Genomic DNA, 14,113 nt, shown 5'->3' with positions numbered 1-14,113 from the left:
GGAGCAGGTCGGCATGATGGTGCCGAGGGTCAGGAGGTGCGGGTGCAGATCCCGATCGACGCCCTGGGTGACGCCGGCGCCGTACTGCTGGTCGAGGGGGCCAGCGACCAGGCGGCGGTGCAGGCGCTCGCCGTACGTCGCGGTCGGGACCTGACCGCCGAGGGCGTACGGGTGCTGCCGATGGGCGGGATCACCAACATCGGGCAGCACCTGGTCCTACTCGGCCCGCAGGGGCGCGGCCTACGGCTGGCCGGGCTCTACGACGTCGCCGAGGAGGGCTTCGTCCAGCGCGGACTCGACCGGGCCGGGATCGCCACCGCCGCCTCCACCGCCCGGATCGCCGAACTCGGGTTCCACGTCTGCGTACGGGACCTGGAGGACGAATTGATCCGGGCCGTCGGCACCGACGGGGTGCAGGAGTTCCTGGACGCGGTCGGGGACCTGCGATCCTTCCGGCTGTTCCAGCGACAGCCCGCGCAGCAGGGACGGGAGTTGACCGCCCAACTGCACCGCTTCGTCGGCACCCGGTCCGGCCGCAAGGAGGCGTACGCCCGGCTCATGGTGCAGGCGCTCGATCTGGACCGGATGCCGCGCCCGCTGGACGCGGTGCTCGACTCGGTCTCCGCTCACCACCTGCGCAGCATCGAGCCGGGCAGCCTGCCTCCGGGCCGGTAGGGGACTGACGCCGCGGGCGCGTGCGGTTACCGTCGGCCGGGTGACCCGACACCTGCTCGTGCCCGGACGGGGGACACCGCGCCCCGAGCACTGGATGAACTGGCTCGCCGACCGGCACCCGGACTACCGGTGGGCACCCGAGCCGCCCGGCCCGCCGCTCGTCCTGCGGGACCGGGTGGCGGCGCTGCACGAGGCCGTGCACACCTCGACCGAGCCGGCCGTGCTCGTCGCACACAGCGCCGGGTGCGTCAGCACCGTCGTGTGGGCGGCCGGGCACACCGGTCCGGTCGTCGGCGCGCTGCTGGTCACCCCACCGGTCATCGACGGGTACGAGCCGGACGAGCCGGGGGACCTGCCCTGGACCCTGCCCCGCACCCCGCTGCCGTTCCCGACCGTCCTGGTCGCCAGCCGGACCGACCCGTACACCACCTTCGCCCAGTTCACCGAGTACGCCGACGACTGGGGAGCGGACCTGGTCGACGCGGGCGAGGTCGGACACCTCGACAGCGCAGCCGGGTTCGGCCCCTGGCCCGACGGGGAGCGGCTGATCGCCGGCCTCGGCTGAGCGGGGCTGCACGTCCATCGCACTCGGTCGATAATGCGGTGGTGGTGAGAATGGGCTGGTTACTGGTCGGCGCACTTCTCTCGGCGGTGGTGGCCTGCGACGGCGCGCCGTCCCCGGACCCGTCGGGCTCCCCCTCGGGGCAGTCCGGCGGCACGGCGACGCCGACCGAGTTCGTCGCCCCGCCGCTGCGGCTGCCCACCGTGGCACCCGGGGACGCCTGTCCGGTCACCGAGCCGCAACCCTGGCCCCACCCGGACCAGGCCAGTCGGGTGCTCGGCCCCGGGCCGCTCTATCCGGTCGCCGACTATTTCCGGGACGGCGTACTGGAGTTGCGGGCCATGGACCGGCAACAGGACGGCACGTACGCGAAGAAGGTCCGCTGGATCGGCTCCGGTTATGCCGGGCCGGTGCTGGTGCGGGCGGCCCGGATCGACGGACCCGGCCCGGCCGGGGCGGAGTTCGCCTACCTTGGGGAGCCGCGCGACGGCGGACACCACGCCCTGCTGGTCCGTCCGGAGAACGACCTGCCCGCCACCACCACGGTCGGTGGGCCGGGGTGCTACGCGTACCAGGTCGACGGCACCACGTTCAGCGTCACGGTGGTGTTCCGCGCCGCCCTGGAGGCGGCTGGCTGATCAGTTCGGCGCGGCCACGGTCGGTGCCTCCAGGTAGCGCACGCCGGTCGCCTCCTCGGAGACCTGCCAGAGCCGCGCGGCCAGGGCCCGGTCGTCGGCGGGGGCGACGACCGGGCGACTGTGCACCCGGTTGCCCCACCGGAACAGCGGCGGGCCGTGGAAGACGCCGGTCTCGGCGGTCGGCGCGGTGGCGGCGTAGAGGAGCGGGACGGTGCCGCTCTCGGAGCTGCGGGCCAGCAGCAGACCGCCGATCCGGGTCACCGCCCATTCCCCGGCGTTGTCGTACTGGCGGTTCATCGGGGTGCGGGCCATGCCGGGGTGGGCGAGGAGGCTCCGCACCGGGCTCCCCGCACGGCGCAGTCGACGGTCGAGTTCGACGCCGAACAGGGCGTTGGCCTGCTTCGACCGGATGTACGCCACGGGCGGGCCGGTGTCCGGTCCACCGGCCAGGTCGTCCAGGTCGGGTCCGCCGCGCAGCAGTCGGTAGAAGCCGGAGCCGACGGTGACCACCCTCGGGTCCCGATCCGGCCGGAAGAGGTCCAGCAGCAGGCCGGTCAGGGCGAAGTGGCCCAGGTGGTTGGTGGCGAACACGCTCTCGTACCCCTGGGCGGACCGCTCGTGTCCCGGCTTGCCGATCCCGGCGTTGTTGAGCAGCAGGTCGACCTGTCGGCCCTCGGCGCGCAGCTCGGCGGCGAACTCGCGGACCGAGTCGAGGTCGGCCAGGTCGAGTCGGCGTACCACCAGGTCACCGGCGATGCCGGCGCGGGCCTGCTCGGCCTTGGCGGGGTCGCGTACGGCCATGATCACGGTCGCGCCTCGGGCGGCGAGCTGCCCGGCGGCGACCAGGCCGAGACCGCTGCTGGCCCCGGTGACGACCGCCGTCCGGCCGCGCTGGTCGGGGATGTCGTCGAACGTCCAGGAAACGGGCATGAGGCACCTCCGGTCGATCGCAGCGGATGAACTATCCGCTGCCGTGGTGTCGACCGTAGCACGGAGCGGATAAGTAATCCGCTCGGATGCGGATGGATTATCCTCGTGCTGTGTCCACCGACCCGTCGACCAACGCCGAGCCCCTGCGTGCCGACTCGGCCCGGGTGCGTGCCCGGATGCTCCGCGCAGCCCGGGAACGGCTGGCCGCCGGTGACGTGGAGTTGCCGATGAACGCGATCGCCAAGGCGGCCGGCGTCGGCGTCGGAACCGTCTATCGGCACTTCCCCAGCCGACTGGCCCTGCTGGAGGCGCTGGCCGCCGACCGGTTCACCCAACTCGTCGACGCGGCCGAACAGGCCGCCGCCGGGCCGGACGTCGACGCCGAGATGGCCCGGCTGCTCCGGGTCGCACTCGATCATCAGCTCGGTGACCCGGCGCTCGCCGCCGTCCTGGCCGAGCCCGAGGCCGCCCGCCCAGAAATGAGAGAACTGGGCCGGGCGCTGACCACGGCGGTGGACCGACTGCTGCACCGCGCCCGCGCCGCCGGTGCCATCCGCCCGGAGATCACCGCTGACGACCTGCGGGCGCTGTTCTGCGGCCTCCAGCACGCGGTCACGGTCAGCGGCGACGCCGACCGGGACCGGTACGTCGAGATCCTGCTCCGGGGACTACGCGCCTGACGGCTCGGCGCGGGCCGTGGGCGGGTCGGCGAGGAAGGACTCGACGGCGGTGACGAAGGCGTCGGGTGCCTGCGCGTGTACGTGGTGGCCGGTCGGAATGGTGACCAGACTGCCGGCGGGGAGGCTGTCGGCCATCTGCGCCATCGGCTCCTGGGGCAGGTGGCTGCCCGGCCCGCCGGCCAGCACCAGCGTGGGCACCGGGAGGCGGGCCAACGCCGACCAGCGGGCCGGGTCGGGAGCGTTCAACTCCGCCAGCACCGACGGACGTACCTCCCGGTCGTAGTACGGCGCGCTGTCCGGCAGGTCGGTGGGAACGATGATCCCGAGCGGCACCGGCGGCGGGCACTCCTCCAGCACCAGGGCGAGCACCCGCTCCGGTGCCCGCTCGGCGGCCAGCAGTGCCACGGCGGCACCCAACGAATGCCCGACCAGGACCACCTGTTCCAGGGCCAGCCGGTCGAGAAACGCCAGCAGGTCATCACGCAGCACGGTGAGCGAATACGGCCCGACCTGGTCGCTGCGTCCCATCCCCCGCAGATCGGGCAGGTGGACGGTGCGGTGCCGGGCGAACGTCGGTGCCAGCGCGTCCCAGGTGGTCCCGTCGCCCCCGCCACCATGCACCAGCACCATCGGCGGCGCGGCCTCCGTGCCCGGCCCGCCCTCGATGCTGCGGTACGCCAGCCGACCCCACCCCATGTCCACCGACCGGTACGCCAGCATGGCGGAAGCCTACGGCGGCGTTCCCGGGTCCGCTGTCCCTGCGGAGGCGGCGCCGCAGCGCTTGGAGGACACCCTCTTCCGCCCCGATCGCCGGACCGCCACGGGTGCCGGTGCGGTCCGCAGTCCGGCCGGTGGGACGAAGATGGCCCGGCGGTCGACCGCATCACCTGCGGCATTCAACTCGTACCCCGCCAACCAGATCCACCCGTCGTACGTGGTCCAGTTCAGGACCCGGATCACGCGGCTGTCGGAACTGCACGCCGGCCTCACGTCCCACACGGAGCAGATCGCCGGGGCAGGGTGTGGTCAGGTCAGCCATCCGAGGAACCTCCGGCGGAGGCTTTCCGTGGGCACCCAGCTCAGATCCTCGGCGGCTGACAGCATGTACGAACCCAGGTAAAGGGTCAGGCAGGTGCGTGCTGCGCCGTACACGCGGTGTGGCGGAAGTCCACACGGAGCGACAGCAACGGTGGTGCGTGCGTCGAGGTGGCAGGCAACCTACCCGGCGTGGTCGGGGTCCGACAGCAAGGACCGGCAGGCCCCCTGCTGTCCTTCACGACCGACCAGTGGATCGGCTTCGTCCAGGGCGTCAGGGACGGGACGCTCGACGCCTGAGCGTCCACCGTCAGCGGGCGTTTCGCGGGCAACCGAGGTGGAACACCGCCGTGCTTTCATTGGCCCATGGCGAACCCGGTGATTCTCTCCGTCGACGACGACCCGGCGGTGTCGCGGGCCGTCTCCCGGGACCTGCGGCGTCGCTACGGCGACCGGTACCGGGTGGTGCGCGCCAACGCCGGCCCGGAGGCGCTGGAGGCGCTACGGGAGATCAAACTGCGCGGTGAGCAGGTGGCCCTGCTGCTGGCCGACTACCGGATGCCGGAGATGACCGGGATCGAGTTCCTGGAAGCGGCGATGGACCTGTTCCCGGCGGCCCGCCGGGTGCTGCTGACCGCGTACGCGGACACCGGCGCGGCGATCGACGCGATTAACCTGGTCGACCTCGATCACTACCTGCTCAAGCCCTGGCACCCGCCGGAGGAGAAGCTCTATCCGGTGGTCGACTCGCTCCTGGACGCGTGGTCGGCCAGCCCGATCGCGGCGGCCACCGAGATCCGCGTGGTCGGGCACCGGTGGTCCGCCGAGTCCTTCGCGATCCGTGACTTCCTCGCCCGCAACCTGGTGCCGTACCGCTGGCTGCTGGTGGACGACCCGGAGGGGGCGCGGCTGCTCGCGGCGGCGGGGGTGACCGAGGCGGACGTCCCGCTGGTGGTCACCGGCGACGGCAAGACGCTGGTGGCTCCGGCGGAGGCGGAGCTGGCCGGGCTGATCGGCCTGACCGTCACCCCGGCGGCGGACTTCTACGACCTGATCGTGGTCGGTGGTGGCCCGGCCGGGCTGGGCGCGGCGGTGTACGGCGCGTCCGAGGGGCTGCGAACGGTGCTGGTCGAGCGGCTGGCCACCGGTGGGCAGGCCGGACAGAGCAGCCGGATCGAGAACTACCTCGGCTTCCCCGACGGCGTCTCCGGCGCGCAGCTCACCGACCGGGCCCGTCGGCAGGCGCTCAAGTTCGGCGCCGAGCTGCTCAGCACCCGCGAGGTGGTCGGCCTGGACGAGGCCGGCTCGGCCCGGGTGCTGCGGTTCAGCGACGGCCAGAGCCTGGCCGCGCACTCGGTGGTGCTGGCCACCGGCGTGTCGTACCGGATGCTGGCGGCGCCCGGCCTGGACGACTTCACCGGCAGGGGGGTCTTCTACGGCTCGGCCGCCAGCGAGGCACCGAGCTGCGTCGGCGCGGACGTCTACATCGTCGGCGGGGCCAACTCCGCAGGGCAGGCGGCGGTCTACTTCTCCCGGTACGCACAGCGCGTGCACCTGCTGATCCGGGGTGCCGACCTGACCGCCTCGATGTCGCAGTACCTGATCGAGCAACTCGGCCGCATCGAGCAGGTGATCGTGCACCCGCACACCGAGGTGGCCGCCGCCGCCGGAGACGAACACCTGCAACGACTGACGCTGCGCGACACCCGCACCGGCGAGCAGCGGGACGTGGACACCTCCTGGCTGTTCGTGTTCATCGGCGCGGAACCGCGTACCGGCTGGTTGGACGGCACGGTGGTCCGCGACCAGCGGGGCTTCGTGGTCACCGGGCCGGACCTGGTCCCCGGCGGACGTCGGCCGCCCGGCTGGTCGCTGCCGCGCGACCCGTACCACCTGGAGGCGAGCCTGCCGGGCGTCTTCGCCGCCGGTGACGTCCGCGCCGCGTCGGTGAAGCGGGTGGCCTCGGCGGTCGGCGAGGGCGCGATGGCGGTATCCCTGGTGCACCGTTACCTGGAGGCGCAATGACCACCGACGGCCCGGAGCCGCAGCGGTTGACAGTCGAGGAACTGCGGACGCTGTTCCTGTTCGAGTCGCTGGACGCCGAGCAGTTGGCGTTCCTGGCCGGTCAGGGGCGGGTCGAGCGGCGGGCGGCAGGTGAGCTGGTCTACGGGGAGAGCGACCCGGCGGAGTGCTTCTTCGTCCTGCTCGACGGCACGGTACGCCTCTGCCGCATGGTGCACGGTGACGAGGTGGAGATCAGCCGCACCTCGCAGCGCGGCGCGTACGGCGGTGCCACCCAGGCGTACGTGGGCGACGCCCGGCTGTATCGCAACAGCATGTGGGCGCTGACCGACGCGGAGTTCTTCGTGCTGCCGGCGGAGAAGTTCGCGCACGCGGTGCGGTCCTGGTTCCCGATGGCGATGCACCTGTTGGAGGGCATGTTCATCGGCATGCGGGACACCCAGACGCTGATCGGTGAGCGGGAGCGGCTGCTGGCCCTCGGCTCGCTGTCGGCCGGGCTCACCCACGAGCTGAACAATCCGGCGAGCGCGGCGGTGCGCGCCACCTCCAGCCTGCGCGAGCGGATCGCCGCGATGCGGCACAAGCTGGCGTTGATCGCCGACGGCCGGATCGACGGCCGACGGTTGCACGCCCTCGTCGCCCTCCAGGAGGAGGCGGCCGAACGGGCGGCGAAAGCCACGCCACTTCCCGCCCTCGCCGCCACCGACGCCGAGGACGCGCTGACCGACTGGTTCGACGAGCAGGGCTTCACCTCCGGCTGGCAGTTGGCGGAGACGCTGGTCAGCGCCGGGCTGGACGTCGACTGGCTGGAGCGGGTCCGGGTGGCGGTCGGGCCGGAGGACGTCGAGGCGGCGGTGCGCTGGCTGACCTACGCGGTGGAGACCGAGCTGCTGATGGCGGAGATCGCCGACGCGGCCATCCGAATCTCCACGCTGGTCGGGGCCGCCAAGCAGTACTCCCAGCTCGACCGGGCGCCGTACCAGGTGGTGGACGTGCACGAACTGCTCGACGCCACGCTGGTGATGTTCAAGGCGAAGGTCCCGGCCGGGGTACGGGTGGTCCGGGAGTACGACCGGAGCCTGCCGGCCATCCCGGCGTACGCGGCCGAGCTGAACCAGGTGTGGAGCAACCTGATCGACAACGCCCTCGGCGCGATGCCCGACGGCGGCACGCTGACCGTCCGCACCGGCCTGGTCAACGACCAGTTGGCCGTCGACATCGTGGACACCGGACCGGGTATCCCGGCGGAGATCCGGCCGCGCATCTTCGAGCCGTTCTTCACCACCAAGCCGGTCGGCGAGGGCACCGGGCTGGGGCTGGACATCTCGTACCGGATCGTGGTCAACAAGCACCACGGCGACATCCGGGTGACGAGCACGCCCGGCGACACGGTCTTCCGGGTGTTGCTGCCGACCGACCTGGAGTCGCCGCCGACCGGCTGACCCGGCACCCCGCCTGGCGGACGCCGCGTGGCCGGTCAGCCGACGGTGGTCTTGCGGCCCTCGGCCCGGCCCTCTTCACGGGCGGTGGCGAGCATCTGCGCGAGTCGCCGCCGACGGCGCCGACGGACGACGACCACGACGACCACGAGCGCGACGACGGCGAGCAGGAGCACGAGCTGCGCCCAGGGCACGCTCCACGTGGTGACGCTGGTCGAGGCGGGACGGATCACCGCGCCGGTCGCGTCGCCGCCGAGCACGGCGGGGGTGAGGTCGACGGTGGTCCGCATCCGGCCCAACCCCCACACCCCGTCGACGCGGGCCTCGAACGTCTTCTGGCCGCCCGGCAGGATCTCGTCGACCTCGGTCGGGGTCTGCCGCCCGGCCAGGCCGAACAGTTCGCGGACGGTCACCTCGCCGCCGCCGGTCACCGCGACGTTGCCGTTGTTGGTGGCGGTGTAGCTGACCTGGACCGTGCCGCCGGAGAACGGGTTCCACGAGGGCGTGTAGGTGGCGGTGAGCCCGTCGACCGCCAGGCTGGCGGTGATCGTGCCGCTGGCGCGCATCATCACCCGGAAGCCGACCCGGCTCTCCACGGCGACCGTGCCGCCGGTGCTGGTGACGGTCGCCGCGATGCCCGCCGGGTGGTCGCCCGGGGTGGCGTTCTCCGGCACGGTGATGGTGAACGGCACCACCTTCGTCTGCTTGGCGCCGACGGTGACCTGCTCCTGCACCTCGATCCAGGTGCCGCCGTCCACCGACGTCTCGTTCGAGGGCAGCATGTTGAAGCGGCCCTTGTCGGTGAGGTAGCCGTCGGCTGCCTTGAGGGAGAAGACCACGGAGGAGTCGCTGAAGTTGCGGACCGCCAGGTGTTCGGTCATGACCTGCCCGGGGTCGAGGGTGTGCTCGATCCACCGCCGTCCGTCCGGGCCGTTGCGGTCGGCCGGCTGCACCGCCCAGGTGACGGTCGGGGTGGTCGGCTCCGCCATCGCACCGGCCGGCGCGATCGGCGTGGCGACGAGCACCACGGCCAGCACGGCGAGCAGCCGTGACAGCGTTCGCGGCGGCGAGGTTCGGAACATGGCGGGATCCTTCGGCGGTAGGGGTGCGGCCGGGGGAGCCGCCCGAGGCGGCTCCCCCGACCAGGGCATTACTCGAACAGGGAGAGGGTCAGCGTCGAGGTGTACGACCCGGCGGCCACGTCGGCCGGGGTACGCAGGAACAGCCCGGCGTTGACCGAGTACGCGTCACCGGCGACCGCGCCCGAGTCGAACGTGGAGACCAGCAGCTCCTGGTCGGTGAGGCCGACGTTGTTGCCCGGCTGGGTCGGCTCGTCCAGCACGGTGACGACCTCCTCGCCCTCGCTGACCAGGCCGGTGTCGCCACCGTCGATCAGGCGCGGCTTCCAGCCCAGGTGTCCGGCGCTGATCGGGTCCTGGCCGCTGCTGCCGACGAAGTTGGTCGCGCTGCCCAGCACCGCCCAGGCGGAGCCCTCGGGCACCTCGTCGGCGGTCCGGGTGTCGGTGACGGTGACCGTCGGCAGGGTGCCGGTGAACTGACGGACCAGCAGGGTCGAGCCGTCCTCGGTCAGCGCCACCGAGTTGCCCGCGATGGACATGGCGAGCACGCCCGGTTCCTTGACCTCTTCGATGTCGACGGTGACGCGGACGTCGGTGCTGTCCACCGGCTCGGCCAGCGCCGGCGACGCCAGCGCCACCGACCCGGCCAGCAGCGCACCGGCGGCAGCCGCCGCGATCAGGCGCTTGTGGTTCCTTGTGTGCATTCGATGCTCCGTTTGGTGCTCATGTCTGTCGAACGGGGGATGGTGCGGTGGCGGCACCCGCAGGCACCGCCACCGCGAGACAACTAACCGCAGGTGAGAGCGGGGAACGGCGCCTCGACCTCGGTGGTGACGGGCTGGCCGTTGACGGTACCGGTGACCTTGACCGTCGACGTACCGGCCGCCACCGTCTTGGCCCGGGTGTTGAACGCCTGGAAGGCGGTCTTGCCCGGAGCCACATCGGTGACCTTGCGCGAGCCGTACGGGGTGACCAGCTCGATGGTGAGTGCCACGTCGTCGGCGTTCTGGGCGCTGACCGAGACGTACGCGTTGGTGCCGATGCACTGGCTGCGGGCCTGCACCGTGACGTCCCACTCCGGGTCGCCCTGCCCGACGGTCGAGCGCGGCGTGGTGTCCGCGGTGACCGGCGAGTTGGCGGCGAGGTAGTTCGTCAGCATGGTGAGGTCGTTGTCGCCGGTGGTGACCCGGTCGGTGCCCCCACCGAGGGTGGTGAAGTTGTCCCCACCGGCGGCGAGGAACGAGTTCACCGTGACCCGGTAGGTGGCGGCCGGGTCGATCGGCGCGCCGTTGAGCTGCATCGAGGTGATCCGCGAGCCCTGCGCGGCGGCCGGGTCGTAGGTGTAACTGAAGCCCTTCGACACGCCCAGCCAGAGCAGCGGACGGGACGCGCCCGCCGGCTGCCACTGCTGCTCCAGCACCTGCTTGATCTCGGCACCGGTGTAGGACTTGGTGACCACGTCGTTGGAGAACGGCTGGACCGAGAACGCGTCGGCGTAGCTCACCGTGCCGTCGGTCCGGTACAGCAGGTCGGCCCGCAGACCGCCCGGGTTCATGAACGCGATCTGCGCCCCGCCCCGGCCGGCGTCAGCGGTGCCGGCGAGCTGCACGTCGGCGATGAAGTTGCCCAGCGCCGACTCCTTGCCCCGGTCCTCGTTGCCGCCGGTGTAGGCCCGCCGGATGTCGGCGGTGATCTCACCGAGCTTGCGCTGACCCAGCTCCTCCGCCCGGACCTTCGCGGCGGCCACGATGTCGGCCACCGCCGGGTCCTGCGGCGCACCGACCACGTCGACGAGCGAGGCGTCGGCGGCGGTGACCGAGCCCGACTGCGGGTCGAAGGTCAGCGTGACCTTGCCCAGCCGCTTGCCGTAGTCCTCGGCCTGGACCACCGGACGCAGCTTGTCGGTGCCCGGGACCGGGACCTCGAAGGCGTACGGCTGGTGGGTGTGGCCGCTGAAGATGGCGTCGATGGTGGCGTCGACCCGGGTGAACTTGCCGAAGACCGGGTCGTTCGCCAGGGCCTCGGGGGAGTCGATGTTCTCCGTGGCGGCGCCCTCGTGCGCGAGCAGCACCACCACGTCGGCCTCACCGTTGTCCGGGTTGCCGTCCTTGAGCTGGGCGGCGACCAGGTTGGCCTCGGCCACCGGATCCCGGAACGTCAGGCCCGCGATGCCGTCCGGGCTGACCAGCGACGCGGTCTGCTCGGTGACCACGCCGACGAAGCCGACCTTGACCCCACCGATGGTATTGACCGAGTACGCGGGCAGCGCCCGGGAGTCGCCCCGGTACACGTTGGCGCCCAGGATCGGGAAGTCGGCCCGCTCCATCACCCGGTCGGTCAGGTCGGTCATGCCCTTGTCGAACTCGTGGTTGCCCACCGCCGACACGGTCAGCCCGGCCTGGTTGAGGAAGTCGATCGTCGGGTTGTCGTCGTCGATCGCCGAGATGAAGGTCGACGCGCCGATGTTGTCACCGGCGGAGACGAAGGCGGTGTTCGGGTTCTGCGCCCGGAGCTGGTCGACCAGACCGGCGAGCTGGGCGGCACCGCCGACCGGCTGACCGTTCACGGTGGCCGGGGACTCCAGCCGACCGTGGAAGTCGTTGATGGTCAGCAGTTGCAGGTCCACCGGGGCGGCCCCGGTGTTGAGCCCGACGATCAGCGGATTGTGGTCGCTGGCCCGGTACGGGTCCGGTGCGAAGAACGAGGCCAGGCCGTCGTACTGGAAGGCGTACGACTCGACCGCGTTGGTCTGCCAGACGTCCACGCCGGTCACCCGGTCCGCCAGCGACGGCGAGGCCAGGGCGTGGTCCAGCGAACCGGACTCGCCACCGAAGACGTAGCTCGTCTTGCCGGTGTCGTTCAGGTTGGCGTACTGCTTGCCGTAGAGGACCTGCATCGGGTCCTCGTGGGTGTACGAGTTGAAGTCACCCAGCAGCAGCACCTTGTCGGTGCCGCTGTCGGTCTTGACCCGGTCCACGAAGGTCGCCAGCGCGGTGGCCTGCCGGACCCGGTCGCCGTTCCAGCCGCCCTGACCGTCCCCGGCGTCGGCGTTGTCGCCGGAACCGGCGCCGCTCTTGGACTTGAAGTGGTTGACCACCACGGTGAAGTCGAGCGGCCCGGCGGTGAAGGTCTGCGCCAGCGGCTCGCGGGCGTTGAACCAGACCGACTCGTCGTTCACCGAACGGGACGGACCCTTCGGCTGGGTCTTGGCCGGCTTGAAGATGATCGCGGTGGTGATGACGTCCTGCTGGGCGGCGCCCGGCAGCTCGGTCGGGGTGCGGACGTAGTCCCAGGTGCCCGCGCCGTCCTCGGTGTTCAGGGCGGCTACCAGGCGCTTGAGCGCCTGCTGCGGGTCGTTGGTGTTGAACCGGACCGAGTTCTCGATCTCCTGGAGCGCGACCACGTCGGCGTCCAGCGCGCTGATCGCCGAGACGATCTTCGCCTCCTGCTTGACCAGTGCCGCCTCGTTCGCGGCACCGCGTGCGTCTCCGCCGAAGTGGACGAAGTAGTTCAGCACGTTGAAGCTGGCCACCCGCAGGTCACCGCCGACGTTGACCGGAGCGGCGGTACGCGGGTTGGTGGACTTGAAGGTGGTCCGGGCGGCCGGCGGGGTGTCGGCGTCGACCGGACGGGTCGGCTGTAGACGCCACTCGTTGAAGGCGTACGACAGCACCGACGGACCGAACGCCTCGACCGAGTCGCCGACCCGCAGCGGGGCGGCCGGGGAGACGTACGGCGGGAGCAGCCCGGCGTTGGCCAGGTTGGTGGTCTTGCCGTCGTCGACCAGCAGTCGGCGCGCCTTGTTGTCGGCGGCGAGCTGGAGGGCCGCCTCCGAGCCGGGGCGGGCCTTGTCGGTGGGGGTGGCGGCGGGCTTGTCACCGGCGGTGAGGACGACCTCGCCGAACCGGTTGGTGTTGTAGACCTCGGAGACGGCGTACGCGCCGACCGGGGCGACCAGCATCGACTCGACCGACTCGCGGGCGCCGTCGCTCAGCGGCAGCTCGACCGGGACCGGGGCGGGCAGCGGTGCGTCCTGCTCGCAGACCTGGACGTCGCTCTTGGCGCCGATGGTGAGCTGGGTGAGGCCGTTGAACTCGCTCGCGGTGCCGCTGACCCGGATCCGGTCGCCGATCGCGACCGACGGGTGGTTGGCGGTGTTCGTGGTCAGGTAGACGAAGACCGCGTCCGAGGCGGTCCCGGCGGCGACGGTGCGCTCCCCGCCGCTGCCCGCCGTCTGCACGTAGACGCCGTTGTAGCCACCGGTGCGGTGGTCGGCGGTGACGATGCCCTCGACGGTGACCCGGGTGCCGGCCAGCGGCGTGGCGTCACCGGTGCCCTGGACCTCGGCGATGGTGCGGTCGACCGTGATGGTGCAGCCCAGCGGCGGATCCGGGTCCGGATCGGGGCCGGGGCCGGAGCCGCTGTTGCGCACCCCGAAGCTGTTCGGTGCCGGGGGCCGCCAGGTGCCGTCGATCTTCTGAAGGGAGTGACCGACCGGTGTGGAGCCCGTCTCCTCCACACCGATGTCGACACCGGTCCGGCCGTTCGCCGGGCCGCCGACCGCGGTGAAGGTGCCCTCGTAGGTGAGGAACTCGGCGACCCCGCCGTCGGGCTTGACCAGCGCGACGCCGTCGGGCGCGCCGTTCTGGATGCCGTCGGCCGGGTACGACGCGACGACGACACCCGCCGCCGGGACGGCGCCGCTGAGCGTCCTGGTGTTGTACGGCGCCCCGTTGGCACCGTTGTAGAGGACGATCTGCCAACCGCTCAGGTCGAAGCCGACCGGCGCCTCGATCTCGATCGCCTCGCCGACGTCCGCGCCGACGTTGTCGTAGTGGATCTCACTGATGAACGGCGTCGTGGGCACCGGGTCGGCGAACGCGGCGGTGCCACTGGAGAGGGTGAGCGCGGCGGCGGTGACCAGTACGCCCGGGATTGTGAGTAGTCGTGTACTTCTTCTTCGCTGCATGTGCGCGGCCTCCGAGGGTTAGACCTCGGGAGGATAAGCGCCGCCGGTGTCCGTACGGGAGCCACCAGATGTACTAAAGCAGGG

Annotated in this window: 12 protein-coding genes and 1 pseudogene; 7 read left to right on the top strand and 6 right to left on the bottom strand. The window is 71.9% G+C overall.

Going from position 1 to position 14,113, the window contains the following annotated elements:
- Positions 1-42: 42 nt before the first annotated feature.
- From ACQVFL_RS28980 to ACQVFL_RS28970, 3 genes are read left to right on the top strand one after another with little or no spacing between them, the layout of a single operon-like run.
- Positions 43-675 (top strand): TOPRIM nucleotidyl transferase/hydrolase domain-containing protein, encoded by a 633-nt coding sequence (locus ACQVFL_RS28980; RefSeq protein ID WP_431728016.1) that lies wholly within the window; start codon positions 43-45, stop codon positions 673-675.
- Between the two features lie 40 nt (positions 676-715).
- Positions 716-1,240, top strand: coding sequence for an RBBP9/YdeN family alpha/beta hydrolase (locus ACQVFL_RS28975; RefSeq protein WP_396698126.1), 525 nt, complete (start codon positions 716-718; stop codon positions 1,238-1,240).
- Positions 1,241-1,290: 50 nt separating this feature from the next.
- Positions 1,291-1,875 carry a hypothetical protein gene (locus ACQVFL_RS28970; RefSeq protein ID WP_396698128.1) on the top strand — a complete coding sequence of 195 codons (585 nt, stop codon included), beginning with the start codon at positions 1,291-1,293 and terminating at the stop codon, positions 1,873-1,875.
- On the opposite strand, the gene ACQVFL_RS28965 is transcribed toward ACQVFL_RS28970, so the two are convergent.
- A complete protein-coding gene (locus tag ACQVFL_RS28965; RefSeq protein WP_431728015.1) occupies positions 1,876-2,805 on the bottom strand; it encodes an SDR family NAD(P)-dependent oxidoreductase in 930 nt (309 codons plus the stop codon).
- A gap of 110 nt (positions 2,806-2,915) precedes the next feature.
- Between ACQVFL_RS28965 and ACQVFL_RS28960 the strand changes: the two genes are divergently transcribed.
- The gene (locus ACQVFL_RS28960) at positions 2,916-3,485 is read left to right on the top strand and encodes a TetR/AcrR family transcriptional regulator (protein ID WP_431728014.1); all 570 of its coding nucleotides are present in this window, start codon (positions 2,916-2,918) and stop codon (positions 3,483-3,485) included.
- On the opposite strand, the gene ACQVFL_RS28955 is transcribed toward ACQVFL_RS28960, so the two are convergent.
- Both ACQVFL_RS28955 and ACQVFL_RS28950 read right to left on the bottom strand, forming a co-directional pair.
- Positions 3,474-4,205, bottom strand: a complete 732-nt coding sequence (locus ACQVFL_RS28955; RefSeq protein WP_431728013.1) for an alpha/beta fold hydrolase — start codon at positions 4,203-4,205, stop codon at positions 3,474-3,476. The genes ACQVFL_RS28960 and ACQVFL_RS28955 overlap by 12 nt on opposite strands.
- A gap of 9 nt (positions 4,206-4,214) precedes the next feature.
- Positions 4,215-4,524: pseudogene (locus ACQVFL_RS28950) on the bottom strand (hypothetical protein).
- Positions 4,525-4,640: 116 nt separating this feature from the next.
- On the opposite strand from ACQVFL_RS28950, the gene ACQVFL_RS28945 reads away from it, so the two are divergent.
- The 3 genes from ACQVFL_RS28945 to ACQVFL_RS28935 all read left to right on the top strand — a co-directional run bounded on the left by ACQVFL_RS28945 (position 4,641) and on the right by ACQVFL_RS28935 (position 7,984).
- The gene (locus ACQVFL_RS28945) at positions 4,641-4,820 is read left to right on the top strand and encodes a DUF397 domain-containing protein (RefSeq protein WP_431728012.1); all 180 of its coding nucleotides are present in this window, start codon (positions 4,641-4,643) and stop codon (positions 4,818-4,820) included.
- A gap of 66 nt (positions 4,821-4,886) precedes the next feature.
- Complete coding sequence (locus tag ACQVFL_RS28940; protein WP_431728011.1) at positions 4,887-6,545, top strand: FAD-dependent oxidoreductase; 1,659 nt, start codon at positions 4,887-4,889, stop codon at positions 6,543-6,545.
- A complete protein-coding gene (locus ACQVFL_RS28935) occupies positions 6,542-7,984 on the top strand; it encodes an ATP-binding protein (protein WP_431728010.1) in 1,443 nt (480 codons plus the stop codon). The genes ACQVFL_RS28940 and ACQVFL_RS28935 overlap by 4 nt, the downstream gene beginning before the upstream one ends.
- A 35-nt stretch (positions 7,985-8,019) precedes the next feature.
- On the opposite strand, the gene ACQVFL_RS28930 is transcribed toward ACQVFL_RS28935, so the two are convergent.
- The 3 genes from ACQVFL_RS28930 to ACQVFL_RS28920 all read right to left on the bottom strand — a co-directional run bounded on the left by ACQVFL_RS28930 (position 8,020) and on the right by ACQVFL_RS28920 (position 14,029).
- Entirely contained in the window at positions 8,020-9,063 is a 1,044-nt protein-coding gene (locus tag ACQVFL_RS28930; protein WP_431728009.1) for a WxL protein peptidoglycan domain-containing protein, read from the bottom strand.
- A 68-nt stretch (positions 9,064-9,131) separates the two neighbouring features.
- Positions 9,132-9,764: a hypothetical protein gene (locus tag ACQVFL_RS28925; protein ID WP_396698141.1), complete on the bottom strand. Its 633-nt coding sequence runs from the start codon at positions 9,762-9,764 to the stop codon at positions 9,132-9,134.
- A gap of 83 nt (positions 9,765-9,847) precedes the next feature.
- Positions 9,848-14,029, bottom strand: a complete 4,182-nt coding sequence (locus ACQVFL_RS28920; protein ID WP_431728008.1) for an ExeM/NucH family extracellular endonuclease — start codon at positions 14,027-14,029, stop codon at positions 9,848-9,850.
- Positions 14,030-14,113: the final 84 nt, after the last annotated feature.

Origin of the sequence: Verrucosispora sp. TAA-831, assembly GCF_050780145.1 — a bacterium.
GTDB lineage: Bacteria > Actinomycetota > Actinomycetes > Mycobacteriales > Micromonosporaceae > Micromonospora.
This window is presented reverse-complemented; position numbering and strand designations above follow the sequence as displayed.